At 44.3% G+C, this 23,020-nt stretch carries 27 protein-coding genes; 17 read left to right on the top strand and 10 right to left on the bottom strand.

Translation table 11 applies throughout. From position 1 onward, the window contains the following. The first annotated feature begins 6 nt into the window (after positions 1 to 6). The 3 genes from SUN_RS04290 to SUN_RS04280 all read left to right on the top strand — a co-directional run bounded on the left by SUN_RS04290 (position 7) and on the right by SUN_RS04280 (position 1,794). Positions 7 to 360, top strand: a complete 354-nt coding sequence (locus tag SUN_RS04290; RefSeq protein ID WP_011980518.1) for a hypothetical protein — start codon at positions 7 to 9, stop codon at positions 358 to 360. A gap of 123 nt (positions 361 to 483) precedes the next feature. Further along, positions 484 to 1,182 carry a C40 family peptidase gene (locus tag SUN_RS12970; RefSeq protein ID WP_011980517.1) on the top strand — a complete coding sequence of 233 codons (699 nt, stop codon included), beginning with the start codon at positions 484 to 486 and terminating at the stop codon, positions 1,180 to 1,182. A gap of 36 nt (positions 1,183 to 1,218) precedes the next feature. Beyond that, positions 1,219 to 1,794, top strand: coding sequence for a hypothetical protein (locus SUN_RS04280; RefSeq protein WP_011980516.1), 576 nt, complete (start codon positions 1,219 to 1,221; stop codon positions 1,792 to 1,794). A gap of 9 nt (positions 1,795 to 1,803) precedes the next feature. On the opposite strand, the gene eco is transcribed toward SUN_RS04280, so the two are convergent. Together eco and ruvA are read right to left on the bottom strand one after the other, a co-directional pair. After that, a complete protein-coding gene (eco, locus tag SUN_RS04275) occupies positions 1,804 to 2,286 on the bottom strand; it encodes a serine protease inhibitor ecotin (RefSeq protein WP_011980515.1) in 483 nt (160 codons plus the stop codon). Between the two features lie 56 nt (positions 2,287 to 2,342). Beyond that, on the bottom strand, positions 2,343 to 2,900 hold the full coding sequence (ruvA, locus tag SUN_RS04270; protein ID WP_011980514.1) for a Holliday junction branch migration protein RuvA: 558 nt from the start codon (positions 2,898 to 2,900) through the stop codon (positions 2,343 to 2,345). 157 nt (positions 2,901 to 3,057) lie between these two features. On the opposite strand from ruvA, the gene SUN_RS04265 reads away from it, so the two are divergent. From SUN_RS04265 to SUN_RS04245, 5 genes are all read left to right on the top strand, one after another. Then, positions 3,058 to 3,450 (top strand): hypothetical protein, encoded by a 393-nt coding sequence (locus SUN_RS04265; RefSeq protein WP_011980513.1) that lies wholly within the window; start codon positions 3,058 to 3,060, stop codon positions 3,448 to 3,450. Positions 3,451 to 3,471: 21 nt separating this feature from the next. Beyond that, positions 3,472 to 4,878 (top strand): murein biosynthesis integral membrane protein MurJ, encoded by a 1,407-nt coding sequence (gene murJ / locus SUN_RS04260; protein WP_011980512.1) that lies wholly within the window; start codon positions 3,472 to 3,474, stop codon positions 4,876 to 4,878. A 63-nt stretch (positions 4,879 to 4,941) separates the two neighbouring features. Further along, positions 4,942 to 6,339: a cysteine--tRNA ligase gene (cysS, locus tag SUN_RS04255; RefSeq protein WP_011980511.1), complete on the top strand. Its 1,398-nt coding sequence runs from the start codon at positions 4,942 to 4,944 to the stop codon at positions 6,337 to 6,339. A gap of 359 nt (positions 6,340 to 6,698) precedes the next feature. Continuing rightward, entirely contained in the window at positions 6,699 to 7,202 is a 504-nt protein-coding gene (locus tag SUN_RS04250; protein ID WP_011980510.1) for a hypothetical protein, read from the top strand. A gap of 23 nt (positions 7,203 to 7,225) precedes the next feature. Continuing rightward, complete coding sequence (locus tag SUN_RS04245) at positions 7,226 to 7,582, top strand: hypothetical protein (RefSeq protein WP_011980509.1); 357 nt, start codon at positions 7,226 to 7,228, stop codon at positions 7,580 to 7,582. On the opposite strand, the gene SUN_RS04240 is transcribed toward SUN_RS04245, so the two are convergent. From SUN_RS04240 to SUN_RS04210, 7 genes are all read right to left on the bottom strand, one after another. Next, positions 7,568 to 7,798 (bottom strand): histidine kinase dimerization/phospho-acceptor domain-containing protein, encoded by a 231-nt coding sequence (locus tag SUN_RS04240; protein WP_041672677.1) that lies wholly within the window; start codon positions 7,796 to 7,798, stop codon positions 7,568 to 7,570. The two genes, SUN_RS04245 and SUN_RS04240, sit on opposite strands and share 15 nt — an antisense overlap. Positions 7,799 to 7,926: 128 nt before the next feature. Then, on the bottom strand, positions 7,927 to 9,036 hold the full coding sequence (locus tag SUN_RS04235; protein ID WP_011980508.1) for a YARHG domain-containing protein: 1,110 nt from the start codon (positions 9,034 to 9,036) through the stop codon (positions 7,927 to 7,929). 115 nt (positions 9,037 to 9,151) lie between these two features. Further along, the gene (locus SUN_RS04230; protein ID WP_011980507.1) at positions 9,152 to 9,721 is read right to left on the bottom strand and encodes a hypothetical protein; all 570 of its coding nucleotides are present in this window, start codon (positions 9,719 to 9,721) and stop codon (positions 9,152 to 9,154) included. 10 nt (positions 9,722 to 9,731) lie between these two features. Next, positions 9,732 to 10,094: a lysozyme inhibitor LprI family protein gene (locus SUN_RS12965; RefSeq protein ID WP_011980506.1), complete on the bottom strand. Its 363-nt coding sequence runs from the start codon at positions 10,092 to 10,094 to the stop codon at positions 9,732 to 9,734. A gap of 10 nt (positions 10,095 to 10,104) precedes the next feature. Continuing rightward, the gene (locus SUN_RS04220) at positions 10,105 to 11,076 is read right to left on the bottom strand and encodes a hypothetical protein (RefSeq protein WP_011980505.1); all 972 of its coding nucleotides are present in this window, start codon (positions 11,074 to 11,076) and stop codon (positions 10,105 to 10,107) included. Positions 11,077 to 11,223: 147 nt separating this feature from the next. Next, the gene (locus tag SUN_RS04215) at positions 11,224 to 11,577 is read right to left on the bottom strand and encodes a HepT-like ribonuclease domain-containing protein (RefSeq protein WP_011980504.1); all 354 of its coding nucleotides are present in this window, start codon (positions 11,575 to 11,577) and stop codon (positions 11,224 to 11,226) included. Next, positions 11,570 to 11,884, bottom strand: a complete 315-nt coding sequence (locus tag SUN_RS04210) for a nucleotidyltransferase family protein (RefSeq protein ID WP_011980503.1) — start codon at positions 11,882 to 11,884, stop codon at positions 11,570 to 11,572. Before SUN_RS04210 ends, SUN_RS04215 begins: the two co-directional genes overlap by 8 nt. Positions 11,885 to 12,010: 126 nt before the next feature. Here SUN_RS04210 and SUN_RS04205 point away from each other — a divergent pair, with 126 nt between their 5' ends. The 9 genes from SUN_RS04205 to SUN_RS04165 all read left to right on the top strand — a co-directional run bounded on the left by SUN_RS04205 (position 12,011) and on the right by SUN_RS04165 (position 22,312). After that, on the top strand, positions 12,011 to 13,075 hold the full coding sequence (locus SUN_RS04205; protein WP_011980502.1) for a quinone-dependent dihydroorotate dehydrogenase: 1,065 nt from the start codon (positions 12,011 to 12,013) through the stop codon (positions 13,073 to 13,075). A gap of 68 nt (positions 13,076 to 13,143) precedes the next feature. Continuing rightward, positions 13,144 to 14,478 carry a M16 family metallopeptidase gene (locus tag SUN_RS04200; RefSeq protein ID WP_050748036.1) on the top strand — a complete coding sequence of 445 codons (1,335 nt, stop codon included), beginning with the start codon at positions 13,144 to 13,146 and terminating at the stop codon, positions 14,476 to 14,478. A 19-nt stretch (positions 14,479 to 14,497) separates the two neighbouring features. After that, the gene (gene dapA / locus SUN_RS04195) at positions 14,498 to 15,391 is read left to right on the top strand and encodes a 4-hydroxy-tetrahydrodipicolinate synthase (RefSeq protein WP_011980500.1); all 894 of its coding nucleotides are present in this window, start codon (positions 14,498 to 14,500) and stop codon (positions 15,389 to 15,391) included. A 1-nt stretch (position 15,392) separates the two neighbouring features. Beyond that, on the top strand, positions 15,393 to 16,172 hold the full coding sequence (locus SUN_RS04190; RefSeq protein ID WP_011980499.1) for an enoyl-ACP reductase: 780 nt from the start codon (positions 15,393 to 15,395) through the stop codon (positions 16,170 to 16,172). A 329-nt stretch (positions 16,173 to 16,501) separates the two neighbouring features. After that, positions 16,502 to 17,071, top strand: coding sequence for a CDP-diacylglycerol--glycerol-3-phosphate 3-phosphatidyltransferase (gene pgsA, locus SUN_RS04185; protein ID WP_011980498.1), 570 nt, complete (start codon positions 16,502 to 16,504; stop codon positions 17,069 to 17,071). A gap of 76 nt (positions 17,072 to 17,147) precedes the next feature. Next, complete coding sequence (locus SUN_RS04180) at positions 17,148 to 18,377, top strand: OprD family outer membrane porin (protein ID WP_011980497.1); 1,230 nt, start codon at positions 17,148 to 17,150, stop codon at positions 18,375 to 18,377. A gap of 251 nt (positions 18,378 to 18,628) precedes the next feature. Next, positions 18,629 to 20,752 (top strand): ferrous iron transport protein B, encoded by a 2,124-nt coding sequence (gene feoB / locus SUN_RS04175; protein WP_011980496.1) that lies wholly within the window; start codon positions 18,629 to 18,631, stop codon positions 20,750 to 20,752. A 1-nt stretch (position 20,753) separates the two neighbouring features. After that, a complete protein-coding gene (locus tag SUN_RS04170; RefSeq protein ID WP_011980495.1) occupies positions 20,754 to 20,978 on the top strand; it encodes a FeoA family protein in 225 nt (74 codons plus the stop codon). Between the two features lie 32 nt (positions 20,979 to 21,010). After that, a complete protein-coding gene (locus SUN_RS04165; protein ID WP_011980494.1) occupies positions 21,011 to 22,312 on the top strand; it encodes an OprD family outer membrane porin in 1,302 nt (433 codons plus the stop codon). Here the strand turns inward: SUN_RS04165 and SUN_RS04160 are convergent. Continuing rightward, a complete protein-coding gene (locus SUN_RS04160) occupies positions 22,309 to 23,013 on the bottom strand; it encodes a copper resistance protein B (protein ID WP_011980493.1) in 705 nt (234 codons plus the stop codon). The two genes, SUN_RS04165 and SUN_RS04160, sit on opposite strands and share 4 nt — an antisense overlap. Between the last annotated feature and the right edge of the window lie 7 nt (positions 23,014 to 23,020).

Here is a 23,020-nt window from a genome sequence, read left to right as displayed (position 1 = left end):
AAACCTATGAAAAAAGCAATCGCAGCTACATTGATCATCGGAGGGACTTTAACACTTACGCATGCATCCGAAAAATACGATACCAGAGCATTCAGGATCGTCACAAAGCTCTGTACCCCTTGTCACGGTACCCCCTTTTATATGGCAAAGCAGCTCGACAGTGACGACTGGGCTTACTTTTTTGACAATGAAAAAAAGATGATAAAGATCCATAAGAACAAACCCAAGGGAATGGCCAGTCTAAAAAACAAACTCTTCTTGAACCATAAAAAGCGATTGAAGAAATTTTTTGTCAAGAATTCCAAAGATTCCGGAGTTGTACACGGATGCGATGCGAACTTTTGTGGAACACATCACTAAAAAAACCATTTTATTTCCTCTTAAAGTTCATTTTGATATGATTAAATATCAAAAGTATATTCGAACAGTAAAATATACGAGTAAAAGGTATTGATAAAAACATGCAGTATGAAGAGAACAGGAATGAATAAAACATTTATATTATCTATATTTCTCTTTAGTGTATCCAATGCAAATCTCTTTACTATTACTGATACCAATCATAATGTCATCATCAGCAAAACACTTGAACATAAAGAAAATGACTGCCTCAACCAGAAAGAGACGGAGTATTCCCTTCAGGCGATCTATGATGAGCTGCACCGTGAAGAGAATCTCGCACACAGGGCTGAGGCTGCAAGACTGAGGGCCAACCGTATCGCCAGAGAAATGGTCGCAGCCAAAAAAGCGGGCAAAGAATATCATATGTCAGCCATCGACAGGCAGAAGCTTCTTGAAGATGCCAAATTCTTCAAAGGTGGAAAATATGTCTGGGGTGGTACTTCACCCAAAGGCTTCGACTGTTCCGGCTATGTACAGTACCTCTACAGGAAACACAATGTCAACCTTCCCCGCACGGCATGGGCACAGTCGAAAAAAGGTGAACCCGTCGATATACATGATTTGCAGAAAGGTGACCTGCTCTTCTTCCTTACCGATAAAAAGCGTGGTATTCCCGTAACACATGTCGGTATCTATCTTGGTAACGGAAAATTCATTCATGCCGCTTCAAGAAAGAAAGGGATCATCATCTCCCCCATAGATCACGGATATTATGCCCAGAAATTCGTCTCGGCACGTCGTGTGATCGAACCGCATAGACAAAGTATATCTTCCCTGTGATCTGTATCAGACACAATTCCACACCCAGGTAAAAGCATGAGAAGTATAGATATCAGCTATCTGGATGAAGGCAATCATGCCTATGCCGTTCATCTTGCTACCAAACAGCAGATACTCAGCTACAAAAACGGTATTTTCAGACTTGCCGATATTCCTGATGCAAATGCATTCGAAGCGGTAGATTTCTGGCGAAATGCTTCATTGTCTGCGGAGATACTCCTGAAAGCCTGTCTGCTCAGACACCACATTCCTTTTTTTAGGAAAAGAGCCCATGGTGAATACGGGAACAAAGTGACGGCCCATAGCAATGCCTGGCTCAGTCAGACACTGAAGGAGCTGCAAATAAGCTATATTGCAGAGATCAATACAGGAACCATTAGTACGGCGCTCAGAAGTGCCGAAGAGACATTATTTGAAAAGGTCTCTTTTCCTTCCGACAAAACGGCACTTATCTCGGAGATGATCTATATTATCATCCGGACAAGGCGTAACAGAAATAGCCATTTCTTTTTTCCAAACCAGGGACACATCGAGATATCGGAAGTGGAGATGCTCTATCTTCCGCTTTTGAATCTGCTTGAAGAGCTTTGGAACACCCCCGAGACAAACTAATGGGAGCCTCTAATGCTTTTTTGCCTGATGTACCTTATCTTCAGCGCTCCATACACGGTAACGCACCTCAAATCCTTTAGGCACATAGATCACTCTTCCCAGGCGGCTGTTGTACCGTACGAGCTCCATATCCCTGGGCAGGCGCAGTGAAACAAATGCCTCTTTCTTTGGCTCCTGACAGGCCATCATCGTTGTGGGGCCACTTTTGATATCGCTTACTTTATAATAACTGTATCCCCACCCTTGAAGAGGAAGTTTTTCGATCTTTCCGGAGAAAGAGTGGTGGTTGCAGTCGACCATCATTGTTTTGCCGATCAACAGTTCCACTTTATGGTCGTAGTCATTTTTGGTCTTGCGTACTTCAACGATGTAGCGGACATATCCACTTTCCGGTTCAGGGAACATACCGTATTTGTCTTTGGGTGTCTCTGCTGCATACAGTGATATGCTTACTGACAAGGCTGTCAATGCAAATGTTATTTTTTTGATCATAAAAACTCCTCTTGGTTTTTTCATTCTATCGTGATATTGTGCAAGAACCGTGAGCCTTATAGTCTCTGTAACTTCTTCAAGCCCTCTTTCACCAGAGTACTTGTATCGCCGGAACACCCTGAAAGCGCCTTTTGGATGGCATCTTTCTTGAACCCGAGGCTTTCAAGTGCCATGACCGCTTCACCCAGTGCACCGCTGCTACCCTCTGCTGCATTCCCGTCCACAATGAAGTCCGCCAACTCTACCAGAATACGGCTGGCCGCTTTCGGACCGATACCGGGTACTCTTTTGAGCATACTGACATCTTTTGAAGCCACTACTTTGGCAAAGGTCTCAGGTGTAAAGGTCGAACAGATGGCAAGCCCTACTTTGGGCCCTACGCCATTGATCTTCAGGACCGTATCGAACATCTTCTTCTCATTGGTATCCATAAAACCGAACAGCAGGTCGGCATCTTCCCGTATCACCTGAGTGATGAAAAGCTTTACACGCTTCTCCTGTATGGCATTAGAGGTATTGATGGAAACCTGTATTTCATAGATGATCCCGTTCACATTTAAATGAATGAATGTGGGATCACGTCTCTCCACTATTCCTTCCATACCTACGATCATATCTGCTCCTTATACTCCATTTCCATAAGTATAGCAACTGTTTTCATGATTTATCAAAAAATATGGCATATTGACATATTTTTAAGCCTATCCTCTATTTTACTGACTTTCACAAAAAAACTGCTATAATTTTCAAACTAAAAAACGGACGCTTCTTATGAAACTTTTAAAACCTCTCCTTATCGGTACTTCTGGCTTGCTATTTACAGGATGCTGTACCTGTTTCCCCCAGCCGAGTTATGACAAAAATATCGTATTTGTCCAAGGCAAACCCTACCTGGTCCCTCACGGAGCAGAATTCAGCAATGTGCCTGTCAAAAATGATGTAACAGTCAAAGACTATCGCCAGGCCAGAGAAGACTGTAAAAAAGGATATATCACCTGGACTTCACCCAAAGCAGCCATAGAACTCAAAGAAACCTACCGTACAAAGGGTGCCGACGCATTCTCATACGCCTACCAAAATGCTATCAGAGACCATAAAATGGGATGTTCCAAACCACTTAGCAATAGTGAATACGAGTATTACAAAACACAATACGGCCAGTAGAAGCCAAAAACAAAGAGACGCATGCGATTACGCTCCATATTTACCAACAGCTTCGGCATACTTTTTTCACGTGTAACAGGGCTGGGTCGTGATGTCCTGATGGCTTCTGCACTGGGAGCTTCAGTGTGGAGTGACATGTTCTTCGTGGCATTCAAGCTCCCCAATCTTTTCAGGCGTATTTTTGCCGAAGGTGCTTTCACGCAGGCTTTCATGCCCTCTTTTGTAGCATCCAAACACAAAGGGGTCTTTGCTACGGCGATCTTCCTGAGATTTCTTATCTTCCTTGTGGCGGTGTCATTGGTGATCACCTTTTTCCCCGAACCGATCACCAAACTGCTCGCCTGGGGCTGGGACAGTGAACAGATAGCCAAAACCGCACCGATGACTGCGATCAACTTCTGGTACCTGGATCTCATTTTCATTGTGACATTTTTGGCGACACTACTTCAGTACAGAGAACATTTCGCTACCACTGCCATGTCTACAGCCTTGCTGAACATTTCTATGATCACCGCACTGTGGCTCTACATGAAAGAAGACCCAAAGACTGTCGCTTACGCAGTGAGTTATGCCGTACTCATTGGAGGTGCGCTGCAGGTAGTAGCGCACCTCATTACCCTGCACAATTTCAAACTGCACAAACTGCTCATAGGCGGCTGGAAATACCGGAACCTCAAAGATGTAGAAGAGGAGAAGAAACATTTCCAATCCCTCTTTCTGCCCGGTATTCTCGGGAACTCCACCCCGCAGATCTCCGCATTCATTGATACAATACTTGCCACTTTCCTGATGACTGGTTCCGTCTCGTTCCTCTTCTATGCCAACAGGGTCTTCCAGCTTCCGCTTGCCATCATTGCCATTGCTACAGCGACCGTACTCTTTCCTGCCGTTTCCAAAGCACTCAACAATGGAAATGAAACCGAAGCTTACAAAAACCTCAACCAGGCGTTCTGGCTGCTGAGTTTCCTTCTGGGTGCAGCGATGCTGGGAGGAATGCTTCTTGCCGAACCTATCGTATGGCTGCTCTTCGAGAGAGGAAAATTTACACAGGCAGAAACACTGCAAACTGTTAACGTTCTGCGCATGTACATGATCGGTCTGCTGCCTTTCGGTCTGGCAAAACTCTTTTCACTCTTTCTCTATGCCTCTCACCGCCACCGAAAAGCGGCCAAAATCGCCGTCTATTCACTCATTGCCTCTGTCACTTCCTCCCTGATACTCATGCATCCTCTCGGAGCATCAGGTCTGGCACTGGCAGGAAGTATCGGGGGATGGGTCCTTTTCATCTTTACGGTCAAAGAGGTAGGGACAGAAAGATTCGTGGAGATCATTCAAAACAAAAAACTGCTCTATTTTCTAATTATGATGGGTCTGCTTACTGTTATATTTTACTATGCAAACAGCTGGATAGTGACGTTCATACAATAAATCTTCACCCCAATTTTCCAAATCTTTTGCTATAATCACAGGAATTTAATCCAAGGCGAAAAGATGCAGATATTCGACAGTGTACAGAAAACAAAAGTGACCTTTGAGCCCATCCGTGAAGGCGAAGCAAGTATTTATGTCTGCGGCCCCACTGTCTATGACGATGCCCACCTGGGACATGCAAGATCTTCTCTGGCTTTCGACCTGCTTTCACGTACGCTAAAGGCGCTTGGCTACAAAGTGATCATGGCTAAGAACTTCACCGATATCGATGACAAGATCATCAAAAAAGTCGAAGAAACAGGTAAAAGCATGCAGGAGATCACCTCTTACTATATCCAACGATACCTTGATGAGATGGAACAACTTGGGGTCCAGCGTGCAGATATCGAGCCCAAAGCCACCGAATCACTTGATGCAATCGAACAGATGATCCAGACACTGATCGACAAAGATTTCGCCTATGTCGTCTCCAACGGAGATGTCTACTTCGACACTTCCAAAGACAGCCATTACGGTGACATCTCACACAAGGTAAGCGACGACGATACCCAAAGCCGTGTCGAGCACAACTCCGAGAAAAGAAACCCCAGAGATTTCGCCCTCTGGAAAGCCTGTAAAGGAGAAGAAGATATCTGTTTTGGTGCCCCTTTCTCCTCCGGGCGTCCAGGCTGGCATATCGAATGTTCCGCAATGATAGAAAAATACTTTAAAGGAAACGGTCAATACAGCATCGACATCCACGGCGGCGGTGCCGACCTGCTCTTCCCCCATCATGAGAACGAAGCGGCACAGAGCCGCTGTGCCACAGGCCATGAACTTGCCAAATACTGGATGCACAACGGTTTTGTACAGATCAACGGAGAAAAGATGAGCAAGTCGCTTGGAAACTCTTTTTTTCTCAAGGATGCACTTGAAGTCTATGGCGGCGAAGTACTGCGCTATTACCTCAACTCCGTGCACTACAGAAATGACTTTAACTTCAACGAAGAAGACCTTCAGACCGCCAAAAAAAGACTCGACAAGCTCTACCGGCTCAAAAAAAGAGTGCTTCCTGGCAAAGCTTCTACTGTCAACAAAGCGTTTAAGCAGGCACTGCTCAATGCCATGAGTGACGACCTGAACATTTCCATCGCGCTGGCTGTCATCGACGAAATGATCGCAGAGACCAATGAAAAACTTGATACCGACCCCAAAAACAAAGCACTCAAAAAAGAGACCATTGCCAACATCGAATTCATTGACACCCTGCTCGGCTTTGGAGGCAAAGAACCTTTCTCCTACTTCCAGATAGGGGTAGACGAAGCCCTCAAGGAAAAGATAGAAATACTCCTTCAAGAGCGCACCGAAGCCAAAAAAGCCAAAGACTTCGCCACTTCCGACGCCATTCGTAACGAACTCATCGATATGGGTATTTCCATCATGGATACGGCCGAAGGCACCGTTTGGGAAAAAGCGTAGATAACTTTTCTTTACTATGTCAAATTTCGACAAATGGTTCTGATTGGTTTTGGATCATTAATGATCGACCGTAGGTAGATCAAGGGGTAGAAGAGTTGCAGGAGTAAGAAGTTTTTGAAGGGTTATCATTATCACCAGACCCTTTTTTGCAAAATGCTCTGCTGTTTCGATATAATTCATAGATCTTGTTTTAACAGAAAAATCTCTATAATTGAGATATTCTATGATTGGGTGAAGACCAATTGGCCTAATTGGGAAATAAAAAAGTATCTATTGTTTTGGGGTCATTCCAGGCTAACCAGTGACCTTTGATAGATAGGTTCATAGAATTGATAAAAGAATTGTTTGAATAAATTAAAATGACAGAAGAAAAATTTAAAATTAATCTCCAAAAACTAAAAGATAAGATTGCAAGAAAACCATCAAAATATACATCTGATTATGCAAGTACTTTCACTGAATCATTTAATAAGTATACAAGAACAAGTAAAGTAAATTTTATAGCATCATTAAATGATGTACTAATTAAGTTTGAATGGCCATACCCTGTTTACATGGAAGGTGATAGGTCTAACTATGCAATTATAAAAGAAATTATTGTAGGGATACCTATTTATTTTAAGTTAAATATACTACATCGTAAACAAACAGCAGAATTTGCTGAGAAATTTATAAATATATATATGTTAGAAATTTTTATTGGAGTAGAAGAGAAATATTTTCAAGTTGGAAAAAAAATCCTATTTTTATTGATAGACACTATGCTATTGACAATATTTATCATAATTATACAAAAGGTTACTGGTACTCATGTATGGTTTCCACTCTTCCATTATTGGATTTTTTATGTAGAAAATACTTAAAAACAGATAAAATTGGCCGATATATGACATTTATATTACCTATGTTTAGAAAAGCTGGTATCGGACCCAGAGATGTAATGCCAGGACATATTGCATGGGAAGTTGCAAAAGAAAAAGGGGAAGATGTAGAAAAGGCTACAGAAAATGATTTGAGGCTTGTTGGCATAGTTTTAGGATCTTTTCTGAGTTTTGCTAATAACTACTATTCTGAGTATAGAAAAGATAATGAACCTCTTGGATTAATTAATCGACATGCAATAATACATGGTGCTGGTAATCAAAACATTTGGACTAAAGAAAATGCAACAAGATTATTATTGTTTCTTGATTTAACACTTGCATTAGAACCTATTTTTGAGATTCTACTAAATGAAGAATAATAATTTGGAAAAGGTACCAGGTGACAATTCTGAACTTAGCTCATTGATGTATGCTGTCTCTTTTTTAAGTGTTACAAGTACTTCTGGTTTCTGCTCTTCTGTGACTATACCGCCCTCTAACTCTTCCAAGTACCCTTCTATGATGGTTAAAGGTGTTTTTATATCATGAGAAAGTGAGAGTATCATGTTGTTCAGTTGGGCATTTGTTGTTGTCACCTCGCCCCTATACTTCTATACTTTGGCCCCTATACTGCCTATACCCCTGGCTTCACACTCTGGCTCTACTTTATGCTAAAAAATCAGGAAGCATCGACCCCAGTGCCTTAACTGGTCCGCCAAAAGTTTTAGTCACCTATGGTCAGCTTTTTGAGCCATTCTTTTTCCTGAGGTGTCAGTTTGTTTAGCGCTGCTTTATAGGAGGGGTTCGGACGGTACCAAGGCTGCGCTTCATAATAACGCCGAATTTCGGGAGTTTTGAAAACATAACCCCGCCGCGCATAGGGGAGGTTTCTGAGAATCCTATACGATGTTTTGTCGTGTGAGTTGGTGATGTTTAAGGACTGGTCGATTCCAAAAGGAAGCCGGTTGTTACGATAATCAAAGTCATAGTTAGGTATCCCATCCACTAAATTTTTGAGGGGTGCCACGATTGAGAGGTCACCCCTGATTTTAAAGTTTTTTTTCTGGTAGACGATCGGTCCGCCAATTACAAAAAACTCTGCACACTCTTTCATCTTCTCGTAAGGTGTACACTTTCCCTTCTGGACGATGCCATTAACGTTCCACTCGGAAGGATTGCTGAAAAAGCTTTGCTTCATCACAAAATTTTGGTAGAGTCCAAGGTCGATTGAGAGGGTAAAATTGTCGATATGCTTATTGGCCCAGCGTTTCGCAGCGGTCAAAATGTAGTCGAAGTAGTAGGCATCATCAGTAGTTCCGGAGAGACTGTAGCGGTAGTGGTGGGTAACTGTATTGTCTCCCTGCGCAAAATCGGCATTAAAATGATAGACATACAAGAAAGGAAGTTCAGACAGATCAGAATTGCCAGCAATCTCATACATACTTTTAGCCTGAATTTTTCCATCTTTTAGATAGTTTTTGTCGGCAACGGTAACGCATTGGTAGGAAACGGGTTTGTCATTCACCTCTACGCTAAAGTGCGTTATGTAGGGGTGTTGCCCGTTTTTGGGTGCTGCTTCGACATCAGGACCCAAGGGCGAAGGCGCCTCAAAGCCCACATGGAGCTGCTTGGCCGACCCAGGGTTGTAAAAGTGATACTGTACGTTTACATCAAGTGTCCACCGGTCGATACGCTTGATCTCCAATACCTCCCAACTAATGGATATATCTGATTCAACAATCGGAATTAATTGATTGCCTGAGCCATAAAATACACCATCATTGCCCCATCCCAGCATCGTACAGATTGTCAACGTTGCCCAAAATTTATTCATTGTTCCATCCTCCTACTCACCTAAAACTTCCCCCTGAATAATTTGAAGAATATATTATTATAACCAAAAGTAGGGAGATGGCGGGGCAACTTTAGTACTATTTATCGTGGTGATTTCACAGACAGTGCTCAAGGGAAAAGGAAGAAAAGGGGTCAGGTGATCGTAATCGTGAAGAAAAGGGGTGATCGTAATCGTGACAGATTCTATTCCGTACTTTCAGCAACAGCGTGGACCGGATAATCCTCCAGACTGGAGAGTGAACCTTTGATGCTTCCGACCCGCCCGAGTATTGTGGCGATCTTCTTTCCTTTTTTGTAATCCTGATCCCGATCTCCCGATGGTCATCTGCCGCGCTGTAGTTATCAAAGATACGATACGTATAGCCCCGATTCGTGAAGAACAGGGTATTCAGATCCAAGCCTTCATTCTGAGCACCGCCGCCCCGAAAATAGTGTGAGAAGGTGAAACGTTTAAACGCGTTTTTATGGTGCTTCGGGTATTCCAGCTCTATTTTTCCCTCTTTGCCATAGCGGTAAACCAGATAGCGAGCATGGCTATCCACCGCTATGGTGATGATCTTGCCCTTTTCGGTCGTGAAGCCATAGAGCAGTTTTTCTCCCTTTTTGACATGATCGCCCGCCAAGACAGCTGTCGTCAAAATCACAGACACAATAATCGTTTTCACGGTAGATCCTTTATGGAAGCAGGGTGCGCAGAGATTGAACCCGCTCTCGGGTCAACGCGATCTTACAGCCGATTGTGAACTGTTTTTCTGCCGAACCGCCCCGCATCTCATACGCTTCGAAGCAGCACTCTCTATCCCGAAATGTGATCCAGGCTCTCTGGGCTTTGATCAGGTTGGGGATCTCCTCTTTTGGGAGATGGTTTTTGACGTGTCGATAGACGGCATTGAGTTGTTTGTCCCGGTAATCATACTCGTGGTATGCACACTGCATCCAGTCGTTGGTCGCCGGATGGCTGTCATAGCATTTTTGGAAATCGGGCTCCTGAGACATAAGCACATTCACGCTCAATAAAATCAACAATACGACGCGCATGGTATCCTCCTTAATCTGTGTTGGCAAATGCCTTTTTCCACACTGTCTCCCCCGTATTCTTATATACCGTGATCACGTATTGGCTGTGGCCTGCCTCATCTTCGATCGTCACCGTTTCAAAAAATCCTTTAGTGAGTTTCAACACATTGGTTATCGTATCCTGGGGATAGGCTTCTATCTTTTTCTGCCACAGCGTTTGACTGTCTATGCCCAAACGTGTGAGCCAAAAATAGCTCTTGCCGGTTCCCGAAATCGTCGTATGCCCCGCAACAATGACACTCTCACCCAGACCGATCAGCCCGCCGACTTCCACCGCCCCCGGCAAAGCCTGCGCGACCACTTTTTGCCATGTTATTGTGCCGTTTACAAACTGTTTTACCGTGACAGTGACCCGCCCCTCTTCCTCGGCATAATACAAAGCGACTTTGCTCCCATCCTTCAAGGTCAGAGATTGGAGACGGTTTTGACTGGGCACTTTAGGCACATTCGCAAGCAGATACTTCTTCGTAAAACGGACTACGTCCTTCGATTTGTTTTTGAATTGGAAAGATATTTTAGGTATGTTTCGAAGGGTATTATCCAGCCATTTGACCATCGTGCCCCGGAGAAAATAGTATCTGTTTTTTCGGATCTGCGTCTTGCCGGGATTGTATCCACCGGATGTCAGTGGCGCATTGTAGCGATAATCGATGCTGTAGACAAAGAAGAGCGTGCTATTTTGGAAGTAATATGCCTCCTCCACCCTGCCTGTTTCACCATAGATATTGAGCTGGATCAGCGCGATGGAGTCATCGGACTCAAAAAAATACCTTGCCACCGCCCCTTCGCTGGAGATATCCTCTATCTCCTTCTGTGCCGTTGCTAACGATGCTTGCCGACTGTTGATATCCCGATAAGCCTCTTTGATATCATCGATCGATGTGATAGGGGACGCTGACAAAAAACTAAACAGAAAAAGAAACAACATCAACACTTTCGCCATTGAGCATCCTTTGCAAAACGTTTTTACCTATTATATCTACAAAGTGTTTTGATTATCAACACACATCAAGGGTCTATCAGAAAAAGAGAAAAGGGGGTCTGGTGATAACAACAACTCAACTCGTCAATACAACCGGAGAGTATACATTTATTTTAAAGCTTCAATAGCACCATTATAAATAATAGGTAATCTTTCATTAATCACCTCTTCAACGATATAAAAGTCTATTCCCTCATAATCATGGGCTATAAAATTACGCAGTTCATAACTGCCTTTGATATCTTCTTTTTCAAAATTTGAGAGTATATCCAACTCCCCACTATGCAGAAGCTTATCAAACTGCTCTGCTATCACAGTGAGGTGCATCAGTATGGCAGCTCTTGCATTTTGTTCATCTTCCAATGCCTCTGTCACCGAGCCCTTTTCATCTACGATATTATTGATAAATTCTATCTTCTTACGTATAATCTCCACACGTCCCATTGCCCTTTGACTATACATAGATAAGCTCTTTTTCTATCTGTTGTTTAAAACTGGAGTGACTGTCTAAGTCGAATACATCGCTGCTTCTATGCAGTTCTTTTAGGAGTTTGGTTTTTAGATTTGAAATTAAATTAAAATAATCATAGGCACTATACTTATCTAAAAAATCCTCTTTTTTACGAATAGCAATATCTATGTCACTATAAAGGTTCTCTTTTTGAGTTGCATAAGAGCCAAACAATGCAATATCGGCTATTCCCTTAGCTTCAAGTTCCGGTTTGAGTTCTTTCAAATAGTGAAGTATCTTTTCTTGTGTCATTTTCATAGATTTATTATAGCACAATCTTTTCTAAAATATTTTAGGTATTTTGCCCCTGAAAAAACCATATCCAATCACCTACTATCAACTTATTTAGCTATAATATCATCCAATATTACCATGGAGAACACCGTGCCATTCTTTTCATACGATACCGTCAAAAAAATACTTTTTAACTTCGACCCTGAAACTGCACACACTCTTGCAGGTATCGGCCTGAGAGCACTGCCCTGCTGTCCCCCGCTTCTGCACTTCATAACAAAACAGTATTTCGTGACCGATCCGATGATCGAGCAGGAATTCTTTGGAAGAACCTTCAAAAATCCCGTCGGACTGGGTGCCGGTTTTGACAAGAACGGACAGTACATCACCTCCATGCCGGCACTGGGCTTCGGTTTTACGGAAATAGGAACAGTTACCCCAAAACCACAACCCGGCAACCCCAAACCGAGGCTTTTCAGACTTCTTGAAGACCGGTCCATTCAGAATGCCATGGGCTTCAACAACAGAGGGATGGGCTATATGCTTGAGCAGCTTAACAAGCTCTACTTCTTCGACTATCCCATCGGCATCAACATCGGAAAGAACAAGGTAACCTCCGAAGAAAAAGCATTAGAGGACTATGAAACACTTTTCCATGCATTCAAAGACTACGGTGACTACATCGTCATCAACATCTCTTCCCCCAACACTCCGGGCCTGAGAGACCTGCAGAACGAACAGTTCATCAAAGACATTTTTGCCATGGCAAAACGTATTACCGAGCAGCCCGTACTGCTCAAGATCGCACCGGATATGACCCACGAAGATGCCATTGCACTTTGCAACACTGCCGTAGATGCCGGTGCAGCAGGGATCATCGCGACTAACACGACCATAGACTACAGCCTTACGCCGCATGCAAAGGATTTTGGCGGGATTTCTGGAGCGTTGCTTACAGAGAAATCATACCAGCTCTTCAAAGCCATAGGCAAAGAACTGTATGGTAAAACCCTGCTGATCTCCGTAGGCGGTATCGACTCGGCTGAAGAAGCCTACAGGCGTATCAAAGCAGGTGCTTCGCTTGTACAGGTATACAGTATGCTCATATACAAAGGCCCTGCGCTCATTAGAGAGATTAACGAGGGACTTATAAAATTGTTAAAAAAAGACGGGTATACTCATATTTCAGAAGCTATCGGAGCCGATTGGAAATAAGCGCACAAGGTGCGAAATCACGCACCACATGTTCAACGGTGCGTGATTTCGCACCCCACGGAGATCATATGAATTTAAAAACAATCATTAAAAGAACAGTATTGGGACTGATACTGTTATCAGGAGCACTCATGGCCAATTCACTGCCAAAACACTATACAAAAACCCTTGACAACGGTCTGCAGATCGTTGTCATTCCTATGGACAACGATTCAGGCGTCATTACGACCGATATCTACTACAAGGTCGGGAGCAGGAACGAAGTTATGGGTAAAAGCGGTATGGCACATATGCTTGAGCATTTGAGTTTCAAATCGACCAAAAAGCTCAAAGAGGGTGAATTCGATGTCATTGTCAAAGGTCACGGTGGTGTAAATAATGCTGCGACAGGATTTGACAAAACACACTACTTTATTAAAACTGCCAGCAAAAACCTCCCCATGACGCTGGATCTTTTTTCAGAATTGATGCACAACCTCAAACTCACGGATGAGGAGTTTCAGAAAGAGCGTCAGGTCGTAGCCGAGGAGAGACGCCTCAGAACGGACAACAATCCTATGGGATACCTCTATTTCAGGGCATTCAACACACATTATGTCTACCATCCCTACCACTGGCTGCCTATCGGTTTTATGGAAGATATACAGTCGTGGAAAATCGAAGATATCAGAGCGTTCTACCACCGTTACTACCAGCCCGAAAACGCTGTCCTTGTCGTTGCCGGAGATATCAAGCCCGAAACGGTCTTCAGTGAAGCCAAAAAATATTTCGGAAAGATCAAGAATAAACACACGATCCCCAAGGTTACAGCCGTGGAACCCAAAGTGGACGGAGCTAAAAGAGCCATTCTGCACAAAGAGAGCAATCAGGTGGACACCCTTGCCATCCTCTACTCCATCCCAAATTTCGAAGATGACGACCAGGTGGTCCTTTCCGCTATCAGCCACATCCTGAGTAACGGTAAAAGCAGCCGTTTCGAGAAAAAACTGATCCATGAAAAACAGCTTGTCAACCAGATCTACGGTTACAATATGGAAATGAAAGACCCTGGCGTTTTCCTCATTATGGCACTCGTCTCTCCAGGTGTCGAGCCTGAAACAGTTGAAAAAGAGATACTCTCCGAACTTGAAAAGTTCAAGAACGGTGATGTCACACAGGCAGAACTCGACAAAGTAAAGATCAACACCAAGGCTGAATTCATCTACTCGCTTGAGAGTTCCGACTCGGTAACAAGCCTTTACGGAGACTACATCGTCAAGGGAAATCTAAAACCTTTACTTGAATATGAAGAGAAATTGGATAAAATTACACTCAAAGAGATCAGTCGGGTAGCAAAAAAATATTTTGACCATGACTATTCGACCACTGTGATCCTCAAAAAAAACGAGGACAAGAAACAGTAAGTACACATTAGGACAAAAAATGAATAACTACATTAGCGGTGCGACTACTGCGATTATTACGCCATTTAAGAACGGTACACTCGATGAAGCGACCTATGCCAACCTCATCCAGAGACAGATCGATAACAATATCGATGCTATCTGTCCTGTGGGAACAACAGGAGAGAGCGCAACACTCAGTCATGATGAACATAAAAGATGTATCGAGATTGCTGTAGAAGTATGCAAAGGCAGCAATGCGAAAGTCCTTGCAGGTGCGGGAAGCAATGCAACACATGAAGCCATTGACATCGCCAAACATGCCGAAGCCTGCGGTGTCGATGCCCTCTTCTCCGTCAGCCCCTACTACAACAAACCAAGCCAGGAAGGACTCTACCAGCACTACAAAGCGATCGCCTCGGCAGTCGAAGTCCCCTTTATGCTTTACAATGTTCCCGGACGGACAGGTGTGGACATCCTCCCCGATACGGTCAAAAGACTTTTTGATGATGTGTGGAATATCATGGGGATCAAAGAAGCGACAGGTTCCATCGAGAGAACAGTGGAACTTTTGGCAAAAGTACCTGACCTCTATGTCTTCTCCGGAGACGATTCGATCGACTTTCCCATTCTGGCAAGCGGTGGGAAAGGGATCACTTCCGTGACAGCCAATTTGCTTCCTGACATGAAAGCAGATCTGACACACGCAGCACTTAGAGGTGATTTCAAAACTTCCAAAGCAATCAACGATGAACTTTTCGAGATCAATAAAGTTCTCTTCTGTGAAAGCAATCCTATTCCGATCAAGGCGGCGATGTACATCGCCGGTCTCATCGATACCCTGGAATACAGACTGCCTCTTGTCCCGCCAAGCAGCGAAAATATGAAGAAGATCGAAAACGTTATGAAAAAATATAAAATCGTAGGAGCGTGAAATGGGTGAAATGAAAGGGAAGACCGTTGTTATTACGGGAGCGACGAAGGGAATAGGTAAAGCCTGTGCCGAAAAGTTCGCTCAGAACGGAGTGAATGTCGCATTCACCTACAACAGCAACAAAGATGCAGCAGATGTAATCGCTCAGGAACTCATGGATAGTTACGGTATCAAAGCCAAAGCATATCCCCTCGATATCCTCGATACCGATCAGTTCAAACCGCTTTTTGCTTCCATCGACGAAGATTTTGACAGAGTAGATTTCTTCGTTTCCAACGCGATGATCTACGGACGCCCTGTTGTCGGCGGCTACGGAAAATTCATGAAACTCAGACCCAAAAAAGGTCTGGCGAATATCTATACCGCCACGGTCGGTGCCTTTGTAGCCGGTTCACAGGAAGCAGCCAAACGCATGGAAAAAGTAGGTGGCGGTGCCATCGTGACACTCAGTTCTACAGGTAACCTCATCTACATTGAGAACTATGCCGGCCACGGTACCAATAAAGCCGCAGTGGAAGCCATGGCACGCTATGCAGCCGTGGAACTTGGCGAAATGGGCATCAGGGTCAATGCCGTCTCCGGCGGGCCTATCGACACAGATGCCCTCAAAGCATTCACCAATTACGAAGAGGTCAAAGCCGAGACCATCAAACGTTCAGCCATAAACAGAATGGGAAGCCCCGAAGACCTCGCCGGTTCCGTCTATTTCCTCTGTACGGACGACGCCAGCTGGATCACCGGACAGACCATTGTAGTGGACGGTGGAACGACATTCCGCTAATTAGTGGAATGAATGGAGGATGCATGATGAAAAGTGGAGAATGAGTTTCCTCTCCTTCTTTTTGATCTATGCAAAATTTACCCAAAGGTGCGTGATTACGCACCCTACATTAATCACACAAAGTGTACCTGTCATCTCGAACGACCTTGAAAGCGAAGCGATTCGAGAGAGATGACGATTTTTTGCTTCGTTTTTTCTAAAAAAACGCCGTGAACAAAGTGAAGAAGTGCCCTTGGGGTAGAAGAGAGTAACATCGCCTCAAGTCATAGCAATAGGCAATCATAGTAAACATATTTAATATCTAGATTTTAATAATAAAGGAGCAGATGATGGCATCATCACAAATTTTCAATATCCCTAACATCCTCGCCTTCATCCGCCTCCTCCTCGCACCCCTCATGTTCCTTTTCCTCGTCAATCAGGATGCCAGTATCTTTGAAGGTATCGACAGATCATGGCTGAACTATTTTGCTGCCTTCATCTTTGTGGTCGCCTCGGCTACGGACTTCTTCGACGGCTACATAGCCCGTACTTTCAACCAGGTAACCGTTCTGGGTGCCATTCTCGACCCTCTGGCGGATAAAATGCTTACCCTTGCAGGTTTTCTTGGGCTGATGATGCTTGACTGGGCATCTCCCTGGGCGATCTTTCTCATTCTCACCCGTGAACTTTTCATTACCGGCCTTCGTGTCTCTGCCATGAGCCAGGGAATGGATATTTCCGCCTCCTGGATGGGCAAGGTTAAAACAGTGGTGCAGATGATTGCCATTGGGTTTTTACTGATGCAGTGGCCCGGAGGTACAGTTCTTTTATGGATTGCCGTCGTACTTACACTCTACTCCGGCTATGAATATGTCAGAGATTTCTTCCAAAAAATGTCCCATCAGCCAATTGATTAAAAATTAATCACTTTTCTCATTTACTTTCCATTCATTTTTGTTATCATACACTCACAAAACAAAACAAGGAAACAGAATGAAGTTTACAAAACTTAGTTTAATCGCAGCATTGGCTGTAAGTGCTGCAGTAGCAGGTGGTGACATCGCTCCAGCTCCGGCACCAGTAGAAGAAGCTCCACAAACAACGATCGACGGTAAATTGACAGGGTACTACATTACTGCTGATAATGGAAAAGACTATTCTCCTACTCAGTCATACGATATGTTCGACAAAGACTGGTCACAGCTTGGTTTGGCAGCAACACTGGATGTAAACCATAAATTTACTGATAATATTGCAATGAACTTAAGTGCTATCGGTTATGTGAACACAAACAGAGACATTCCTTTTGACTATATTGGCGAATATTTTGAAGGTGAACCTCAAGGCGCATTCATCAACGTAGCAAACATTACGGCTACTTTCATGGACACTACGTTCATTCTTGGTCGTCAGCTTCTTAACACACCAATGTTGGCCGGTTTTGACTGGTTGCTCGCACCAGGTTCATTTGAAGCGTATACTGTTGCAAACCATTCTATCGAAAATGTGACTTTGTTGGGTTCATATGTAAGAACATGGAGACCGAACAATGCTGGTAACAACTGGATCGACTTCACATCAGATAGCGATATGCAAGCTGTAACCGGAGATCCATTGGCAGAAGGTGGTAATAACTGGACTGTAAGTGCTGCATACGATAATGAAAAACTTTCCGGAAGCATCTGGTACTACAATGTTGATGCCATGAATTATACTCAGTTCTATGTAGACGGTGGTTATGATTTTGATGTTGCTAAACTTGCAGCACAATATGTATACACTGACTGGGATAATGAAGATGCTTCTAATGTAATTGGTGTAAAAGCAACAGCTACGCTTGGTTCTTTTAATCTTATGGCTGCATATACTAACATTTCTGACAACGTTGCCGGTTGGGTTGGTGTAATGGATGGTCTTTACACAAGTTCATGGAATACTGCATCAGGTGGTTCAGAAGGGAACAACTTCAAAGTTAAAGCTGCAACTGAGTTTGCTGGCCTGACTGCATCTGCAAGCTATGCATACTATGAGTATGATCAAAACTCAATTGCCGGTACAGAAGATGACGGTTATGAAGTAGATGTAATCCTTGGTTATGACTTCAAAAGCACAGATATCGTTGTGATCAAAGATATGGACCTCAATGTTGTCTATACAAATACTGACTATGGACTTGGTGGTGACACCAACGCACTTGAAATTTATGCAAACTACAAGTTTTAATCCTACTCTGTAATCTCCCAAACATTTTGAATACACCACTCTCCTCTGGGAGAGTGTTTGGGCTTTTTACTTTCAAAACTTTTCCAAAGTTCCCTTCAAGAACAAACTTTTCCAAAATTAAAAACTTTTTATTGATAACGACTGTCAATTTTAACTTTACTTAAGAATAAAAAGAGTAAATTACACTTAGAAAAACAAAATGATAACAGTTTTCAATTTTACTTTTAAATAAACATAAGGAATCATAATCCATGAAGCAAATAGTCGTAGCACTTGCGGGGCAGCCCAATGTAGGAAAGTCCTCTCTTATCAATGCGATCTCCAATGCCAAGCTCAAAGTCGGCAACTTTTCAGGGGTCACTGTAGACAAGACGGAAGTGGTCTTCAAAATGTGCCACGAACAGTCATGTGAAGATTATGAGGTACACATTATCGACCTTCCCGGTGCCTATTCGCTGACCGAATATACTATTGAAGAGAAAGTGACCAAAAGTTTCCTTCAGAGCGATGAATATGACATCATCGTCAATGTGGTGGACTCCACCAATCTGCAAAGAAACCTCCTTTTTACCACCCAGTTGCTTGAAACGGGCAAAAAGGTCGTCGTAGCGCTCAATATGAGTGACGAAGCGGAAAAAGAGGGCATAGAGATAGATGAAAAACAGCTCTCTGCCATTCTCGGCGTCCCCTGTATCAAGACTTCAGCCAATACAAAAGAGGGTATCGAGGAACTCAAAAAAGCCATTGTGGAAGTCTACGAGAAAGAGGAGACGACTTCAAAGGTCATCTACTCCGACCCCATAGAAGAAGAGATCGACCGTATCGTTACCTTTATGAAAGAAAAAAACTACAAAAGCGATCTTCCCTACCGTCATCTAGCCGTCAAACTGCTTCAGGAAGATGAAGATGTATACAAAAAGATGCATGATGAACCCATCTGGATCGAACTGCTTCCCATCATCAGGGAAGCACTTCAGCATATTTACCTCCACACGGGAACCAAAAACCTGGAAGAGATCTTTGCCGATGAACACTTCGCTTTTGCAAAAGGTGCAAAGATGGAGGTCATGTCCGTCAAATCCATGAAGGCAAAGAATCTTACACAGAAAATAGACAATCTGCTCATCAACAAAATTCTGGGTATCCCCCTTTTCCTTTTCTTCATGTGGGCCTTGTTTCAACTCACATTTGAACTGGGTGCCATACCGATGGACTGGATAGATGCCGGATTTGTATGGCTTGCCGACCAGGCAAGAACGCTGCTCGGAAACGGTGAGATGGCTTCACTCATTGCAGATGGAATCATAGGCGGTGTAGGTGCGGTCATTATGTTCCTTCCGAACATCATCATCCTCTTTCTGGGGATCGCTTTGCTGGAAACTACAGGGTACATGAGCCGTGTCGCCTTCCTGCTTGACGGTTTTTTCCACAAATTCGGACTGCACGGCAAAAGTTTCATCCCCCTTGTAACAGGGTTCGGATGTTCCGTACCTGCCTATATGGCGGCAAGAACGCTGAAAAATGAAAAAGACAGGCTTATCACACTTTTCATCATCGGTTTCATGAGCTGTGGCGCGCGACTGCCCATTTATGTACTCTTTGCCGGTGCTTTCTTCGGACAGGAGCATGCCGGTAATATTCTTTTCATCATCTATATTTCCGGGGCGATGCTCGGGCTGTTCATGGCAAAAGCACTGAAAACATTCGTTTTCAAAGGAGATGATGAACCGTTTGTTATGGAAATGCCGAAATACCGTATGCCCTCTTTAAAACTCATCTGGCATACAGTCTATGGTCAGGCAAAGAGCTACCTGAATAAAGCGGGTACATTCATTCTTGCAGCTTCAGTGCTTGTCTGGTTTGCAAGCAACTATCCTAAAGACCCGACACTGGAAACACAGTACCAGACAAAAATAGAACAGGTACAGAACAGTGCCAAAAAAGCCGAACTGAACAACGAGCTTCAGTCAAAACTTCTTGAGCAAAGCTACCTTGGAAAGATAGGCCATGCAAGTGAAGCGTTCTTTGAACCGCTTGGTATGGACTGGCGTATGTCCGTAGCGCTGGAAGCAGGACTGGCAGCCAAGGAGGTGGTCGTATCAACTCTCGGGGTCCTCTATTCACTGGGCGACCAGGTCGATCAGGAGAGCAACAGCCTCATCGCACAGATACGCGCACAGATACCTTTTGCTTCCGCCATCGCCTTCATTGTCTTTGTCATGGTTTACCTGCCCTGTTTTGCAGCATCGGCTGTCTTTGCCAAAGAGGCGGGCGGATGGAAGTATCTGGCCTATCTCTTCTTCATGACAACGGCAAGTGCATGGATACTGAGTTTCCTGGTATACAGAGTCACATTACTGATCGCAGGAGGATGATATGAAACTGACAGAACTTACAAAAGGTGACAAAGCTGAGATCGTAAAGATCCATGCTGATAAACCTCTCAAAGACCGCTTGAATTCGTTTGGTGTTATGCGCGGGGAGGAACTCACTGTCAAAGGATGTTCCCTCGCCAAACAGACCATAGAGATAGAGGTTGGCGCTACGCTAATCGCCCTTCGAAAAGAAGAAGCCGAAAAGATTGAAGTCAAAAAAATATAAACTAAAAACAGATCAATAAGGGGAAAACAACAATGAAAACGATAGGGTTAGTCATACTTTCTTTAATGATAATGAGTATTGATATTTATGCAGAGCACAACCAGACTGTAGACACTTTTGACATTAACGGCAGCGCGCAGCAGCCGGTCAAGGTCAAAACCCTCAGGGGAGTCCTTGGAGAGAACTATCCGCTGGAACATGAAAAAGGCCAGCTTCGTGCCGGGTATATCACCTTTAACGAGAATGGCAATGAAAGAAACAGCGCTTATGCACTCGGCGGACACTACCATATTGACAGCAAACGTTGGAACGGGTTAAAGGTCGGACTTTCCGCCTACACAGTACTCAATCTCGGGATAAATCAGGACAGGAATGATATCAACCCAGATTTTTTCAATGCCGAAGGGAACAGTTTCATTCAGCTGACCGAAGCCTACCTCGACGGAAAATGGGGAAAGACGGAGATCAAACTCGGACGGCAGCTGCTCGACACACCGCATGCCGACAGTGACGACATCAGAATGATCCCCAACTATTTCGAAGCCTATACCCTCACCAATACAGACATTGACAACTTGATGCTCTCAGCCGGATTCATCAACAGAATGGCGGGCTGGGAGAATGGTGTGGATGCATCCAAATTCGTAAAGATTTACGAGACCATGGGAACCGATAATGAAATGGACGGTATCGCCTATGTTTCCGCCGTCTATGAAGGCATCAAGGATCTGACACTGAGCCTCTGGTACTACAATTACAACAATGTCGCCAATGTCGTATATGCCGAAGCGGGATATGCCTATGCATTCACGGAGAACAGGAGCCTGACCTTCGGTCTGCAGTATGATGGAAGCCGCCAGACGGGCAGCGCGCTTCTCGGAGAGCAGGATGCAAACACTTACGGCGTGAGTATGGAGTTTGCCGCTGAAGACATCGGATTGCATATTCTCACTGCCTACAACCTCGACAACGGAAACACCGGTGCAACTGGGCTGAGCCTTGGCGGCGGGCCGTTCTTTACCTCCATGGAAGACCAGACCTTCGATGCCATAGGTTCGGCAGGCAAAGCATGGATGATCGGTGCCGGATACCACTTTGATGCCATAGGGATCGACGGTCTTGTCGCCGCTATAGCTTACGGGCATTTCGAAGCTGACAAAGATTCATTATACGAATCTGAAGAAACAGATATCGTCATCGAATACAGCTGGAATGAAAAACTTACGCTGACCGCCGCCTTTGCTTCTGTCAGTTTCGATGCCGGGGTTGATGAGAACAACGATCCTCTCAATGACTTTGATCAGTTCCGCCTTGTTGCCAACTACAACTTCTAAAACCAGAAGCGTATACCTGCGAGCAGTGATGTTTCATCAACGGGGTTGAAGTCTCGGGTATTTCCGAATGTCTTTTCCCATGTCACGCCGATGTAGGGAGCGAATTCACGAACGAACTCGTACCGCAGGCGCAGTCCCGCTTCCATGGCGGACAGTCCCGATCCGATCTGCATAACCGGATCGTCTTTGGTGTAAAAATCCGCCTCTATGGACGGGGTCAATATAAGCTTCTGTGTGATCAATGCTTCATATTCCCCCTCAAGGCGCAGGCCGACATTGCCGTCACCATTCAAAAGCAGTGCAGCCCTTGTCTCGAAGAAATAAGGGGCCAGACCTGCGATGGCTATCTCACCCCATGTTTTGGATGCATCGCTATTCTTATCATAGGCGATTCCTGCCTGTATGTCCCAAAAGGGTGCGATAGCCCGGGAATATACAAGATCGTTCTGGCTCCGCTCCAGTCCGTCGGAAGTCGCTGCTCCCTGGGAATAGATGTAGAGTTTGTCCAGGTCATACCCGACATAGAAACTGCCTTCCCACTCCCTGCTGTTATCGTCATTATCCAGTATTTCAAATTTATCCATAAGGAGCATGGTGCGTATGGGGTCGTCTGCTCCTGCGGCCTGAAGGCTTTGTCCTGCAAGCAGGAGGCCGCCTGCAAACAGCAGACTCTTTTTCAAGTTCATTGTTATCGTTTTCATTTTCATC

It is taken from the genome of Sulfurovum sp. NBC37-1 (assembly GCF_000010345.1).
Lineage (GTDB): Bacteria > Campylobacterota > Campylobacteria > Campylobacterales > Sulfurovaceae > Sulfurovum.
Note: the sequence above shows the minus strand (reverse complement) of the source record. Positions and strands in the feature narration are given on the sequence as shown.

Bases quoted from the DNA above. Each gene is read 5' to 3' on its own strand.
- SUN_RS04290 (WP_011980518.1), top strand. From the start codon at position 7: ATGAAAAAAGCAATCGCAGCTACATTGATCATCGGAGGGACTTTAACA.
- SUN_RS12970 (WP_011980517.1), top strand. From the start codon at position 484: ATGAATAAAACATTTATATTATCTATATTTCTCTTTAGTGTATCCAAT.
- SUN_RS04280 (WP_011980516.1), top strand. From the start codon at position 1,219: ATGAGAAGTATAGATATCAGCTATCTGGATGAAGGCAATCATGCCTAT.
- eco (WP_011980515.1), bottom strand. From the start codon at position 2,286: ATGATCAAAAAAATAACATTTGCATTGACAGCCTTGTCAGTAAGCATA.
- ruvA (WP_011980514.1), bottom strand. From the start codon at position 2,900: ATGATCGTAGGTATGGAAGGAATAGTGGAGAGACGTGATCCCACATTC.
- SUN_RS04265 (WP_011980513.1), top strand. From the start codon at position 3,058: ATGAAACTTTTAAAACCTCTCCTTATCGGTACTTCTGGCTTGCTATTT.
- murJ (WP_011980512.1), top strand. From the start codon at position 3,472: ATGCGATTACGCTCCATATTTACCAACAGCTTCGGCATACTTTTTTCA.
- cysS (WP_011980511.1), top strand. From the start codon at position 4,942: ATGCAGATATTCGACAGTGTACAGAAAACAAAAGTGACCTTTGAGCCC.
- SUN_RS04250 (WP_011980510.1), top strand. From the start codon at position 6,699: ATGACAGAAGAAAAATTTAAAATTAATCTCCAAAAACTAAAAGATAAG.
- SUN_RS04245 (WP_011980509.1), top strand. From the start codon at position 7,226: ATGACATTTATATTACCTATGTTTAGAAAAGCTGGTATCGGACCCAGA.
- SUN_RS04235 (WP_011980508.1), bottom strand. From the start codon at position 9,036: ATGAATAAATTTTGGGCAACGTTGACAATCTGTACGATGCTGGGATGG.
- SUN_RS12965 (WP_011980506.1), bottom strand. From the start codon at position 10,094: ATGCGCGTCGTATTGTTGATTTTATTGAGCGTGAATGTGCTTATGTCT.
- SUN_RS04220 (WP_011980505.1), bottom strand. From the start codon at position 11,076: ATGGCGAAAGTGTTGATGTTGTTTCTTTTTCTGTTTAGTTTTTTGTCA.
- SUN_RS04215 (WP_011980504.1), bottom strand. From the start codon at position 11,577: ATGTATAGTCAAAGGGCAATGGGACGTGTGGAGATTATACGTAAGAAG.
- SUN_RS04210 (WP_011980503.1), bottom strand. From the start codon at position 11,884: ATGAAAATGACACAAGAAAAGATACTTCACTATTTGAAAGAACTCAAA.
- SUN_RS04200 (WP_050748036.1), top strand. From the start codon at position 13,144: ATGAATTTAAAAACAATCATTAAAAGAACAGTATTGGGACTGATACTG.
- dapA (WP_011980500.1), top strand. From the start codon at position 14,498: ATGAATAACTACATTAGCGGTGCGACTACTGCGATTATTACGCCATTT.
- SUN_RS04190 (WP_011980499.1), top strand. From the start codon at position 15,393: ATGGGTGAAATGAAAGGGAAGACCGTTGTTATTACGGGAGCGACGAAG.
- pgsA (WP_011980498.1), top strand. From the start codon at position 16,502: ATGGCATCATCACAAATTTTCAATATCCCTAACATCCTCGCCTTCATC.
- SUN_RS04180 (WP_011980497.1), top strand. From the start codon at position 17,148: ATGAAGTTTACAAAACTTAGTTTAATCGCAGCATTGGCTGTAAGTGCT.
- feoB (WP_011980496.1), top strand. From the start codon at position 18,629: ATGAAGCAAATAGTCGTAGCACTTGCGGGGCAGCCCAATGTAGGAAAG.
- SUN_RS04170 (WP_011980495.1), top strand. From the start codon at position 20,754: ATGAAACTGACAGAACTTACAAAAGGTGACAAAGCTGAGATCGTAAAG.
- SUN_RS04165 (WP_011980494.1), top strand. From the start codon at position 21,011: ATGAAAACGATAGGGTTAGTCATACTTTCTTTAATGATAATGAGTATT.
- SUN_RS04160 (WP_011980493.1), bottom strand. From the start codon at position 23,013: ATGAAAACGATAACAATGAACTTGAAAAAGAGTCTGCTGTTTGCAGGC.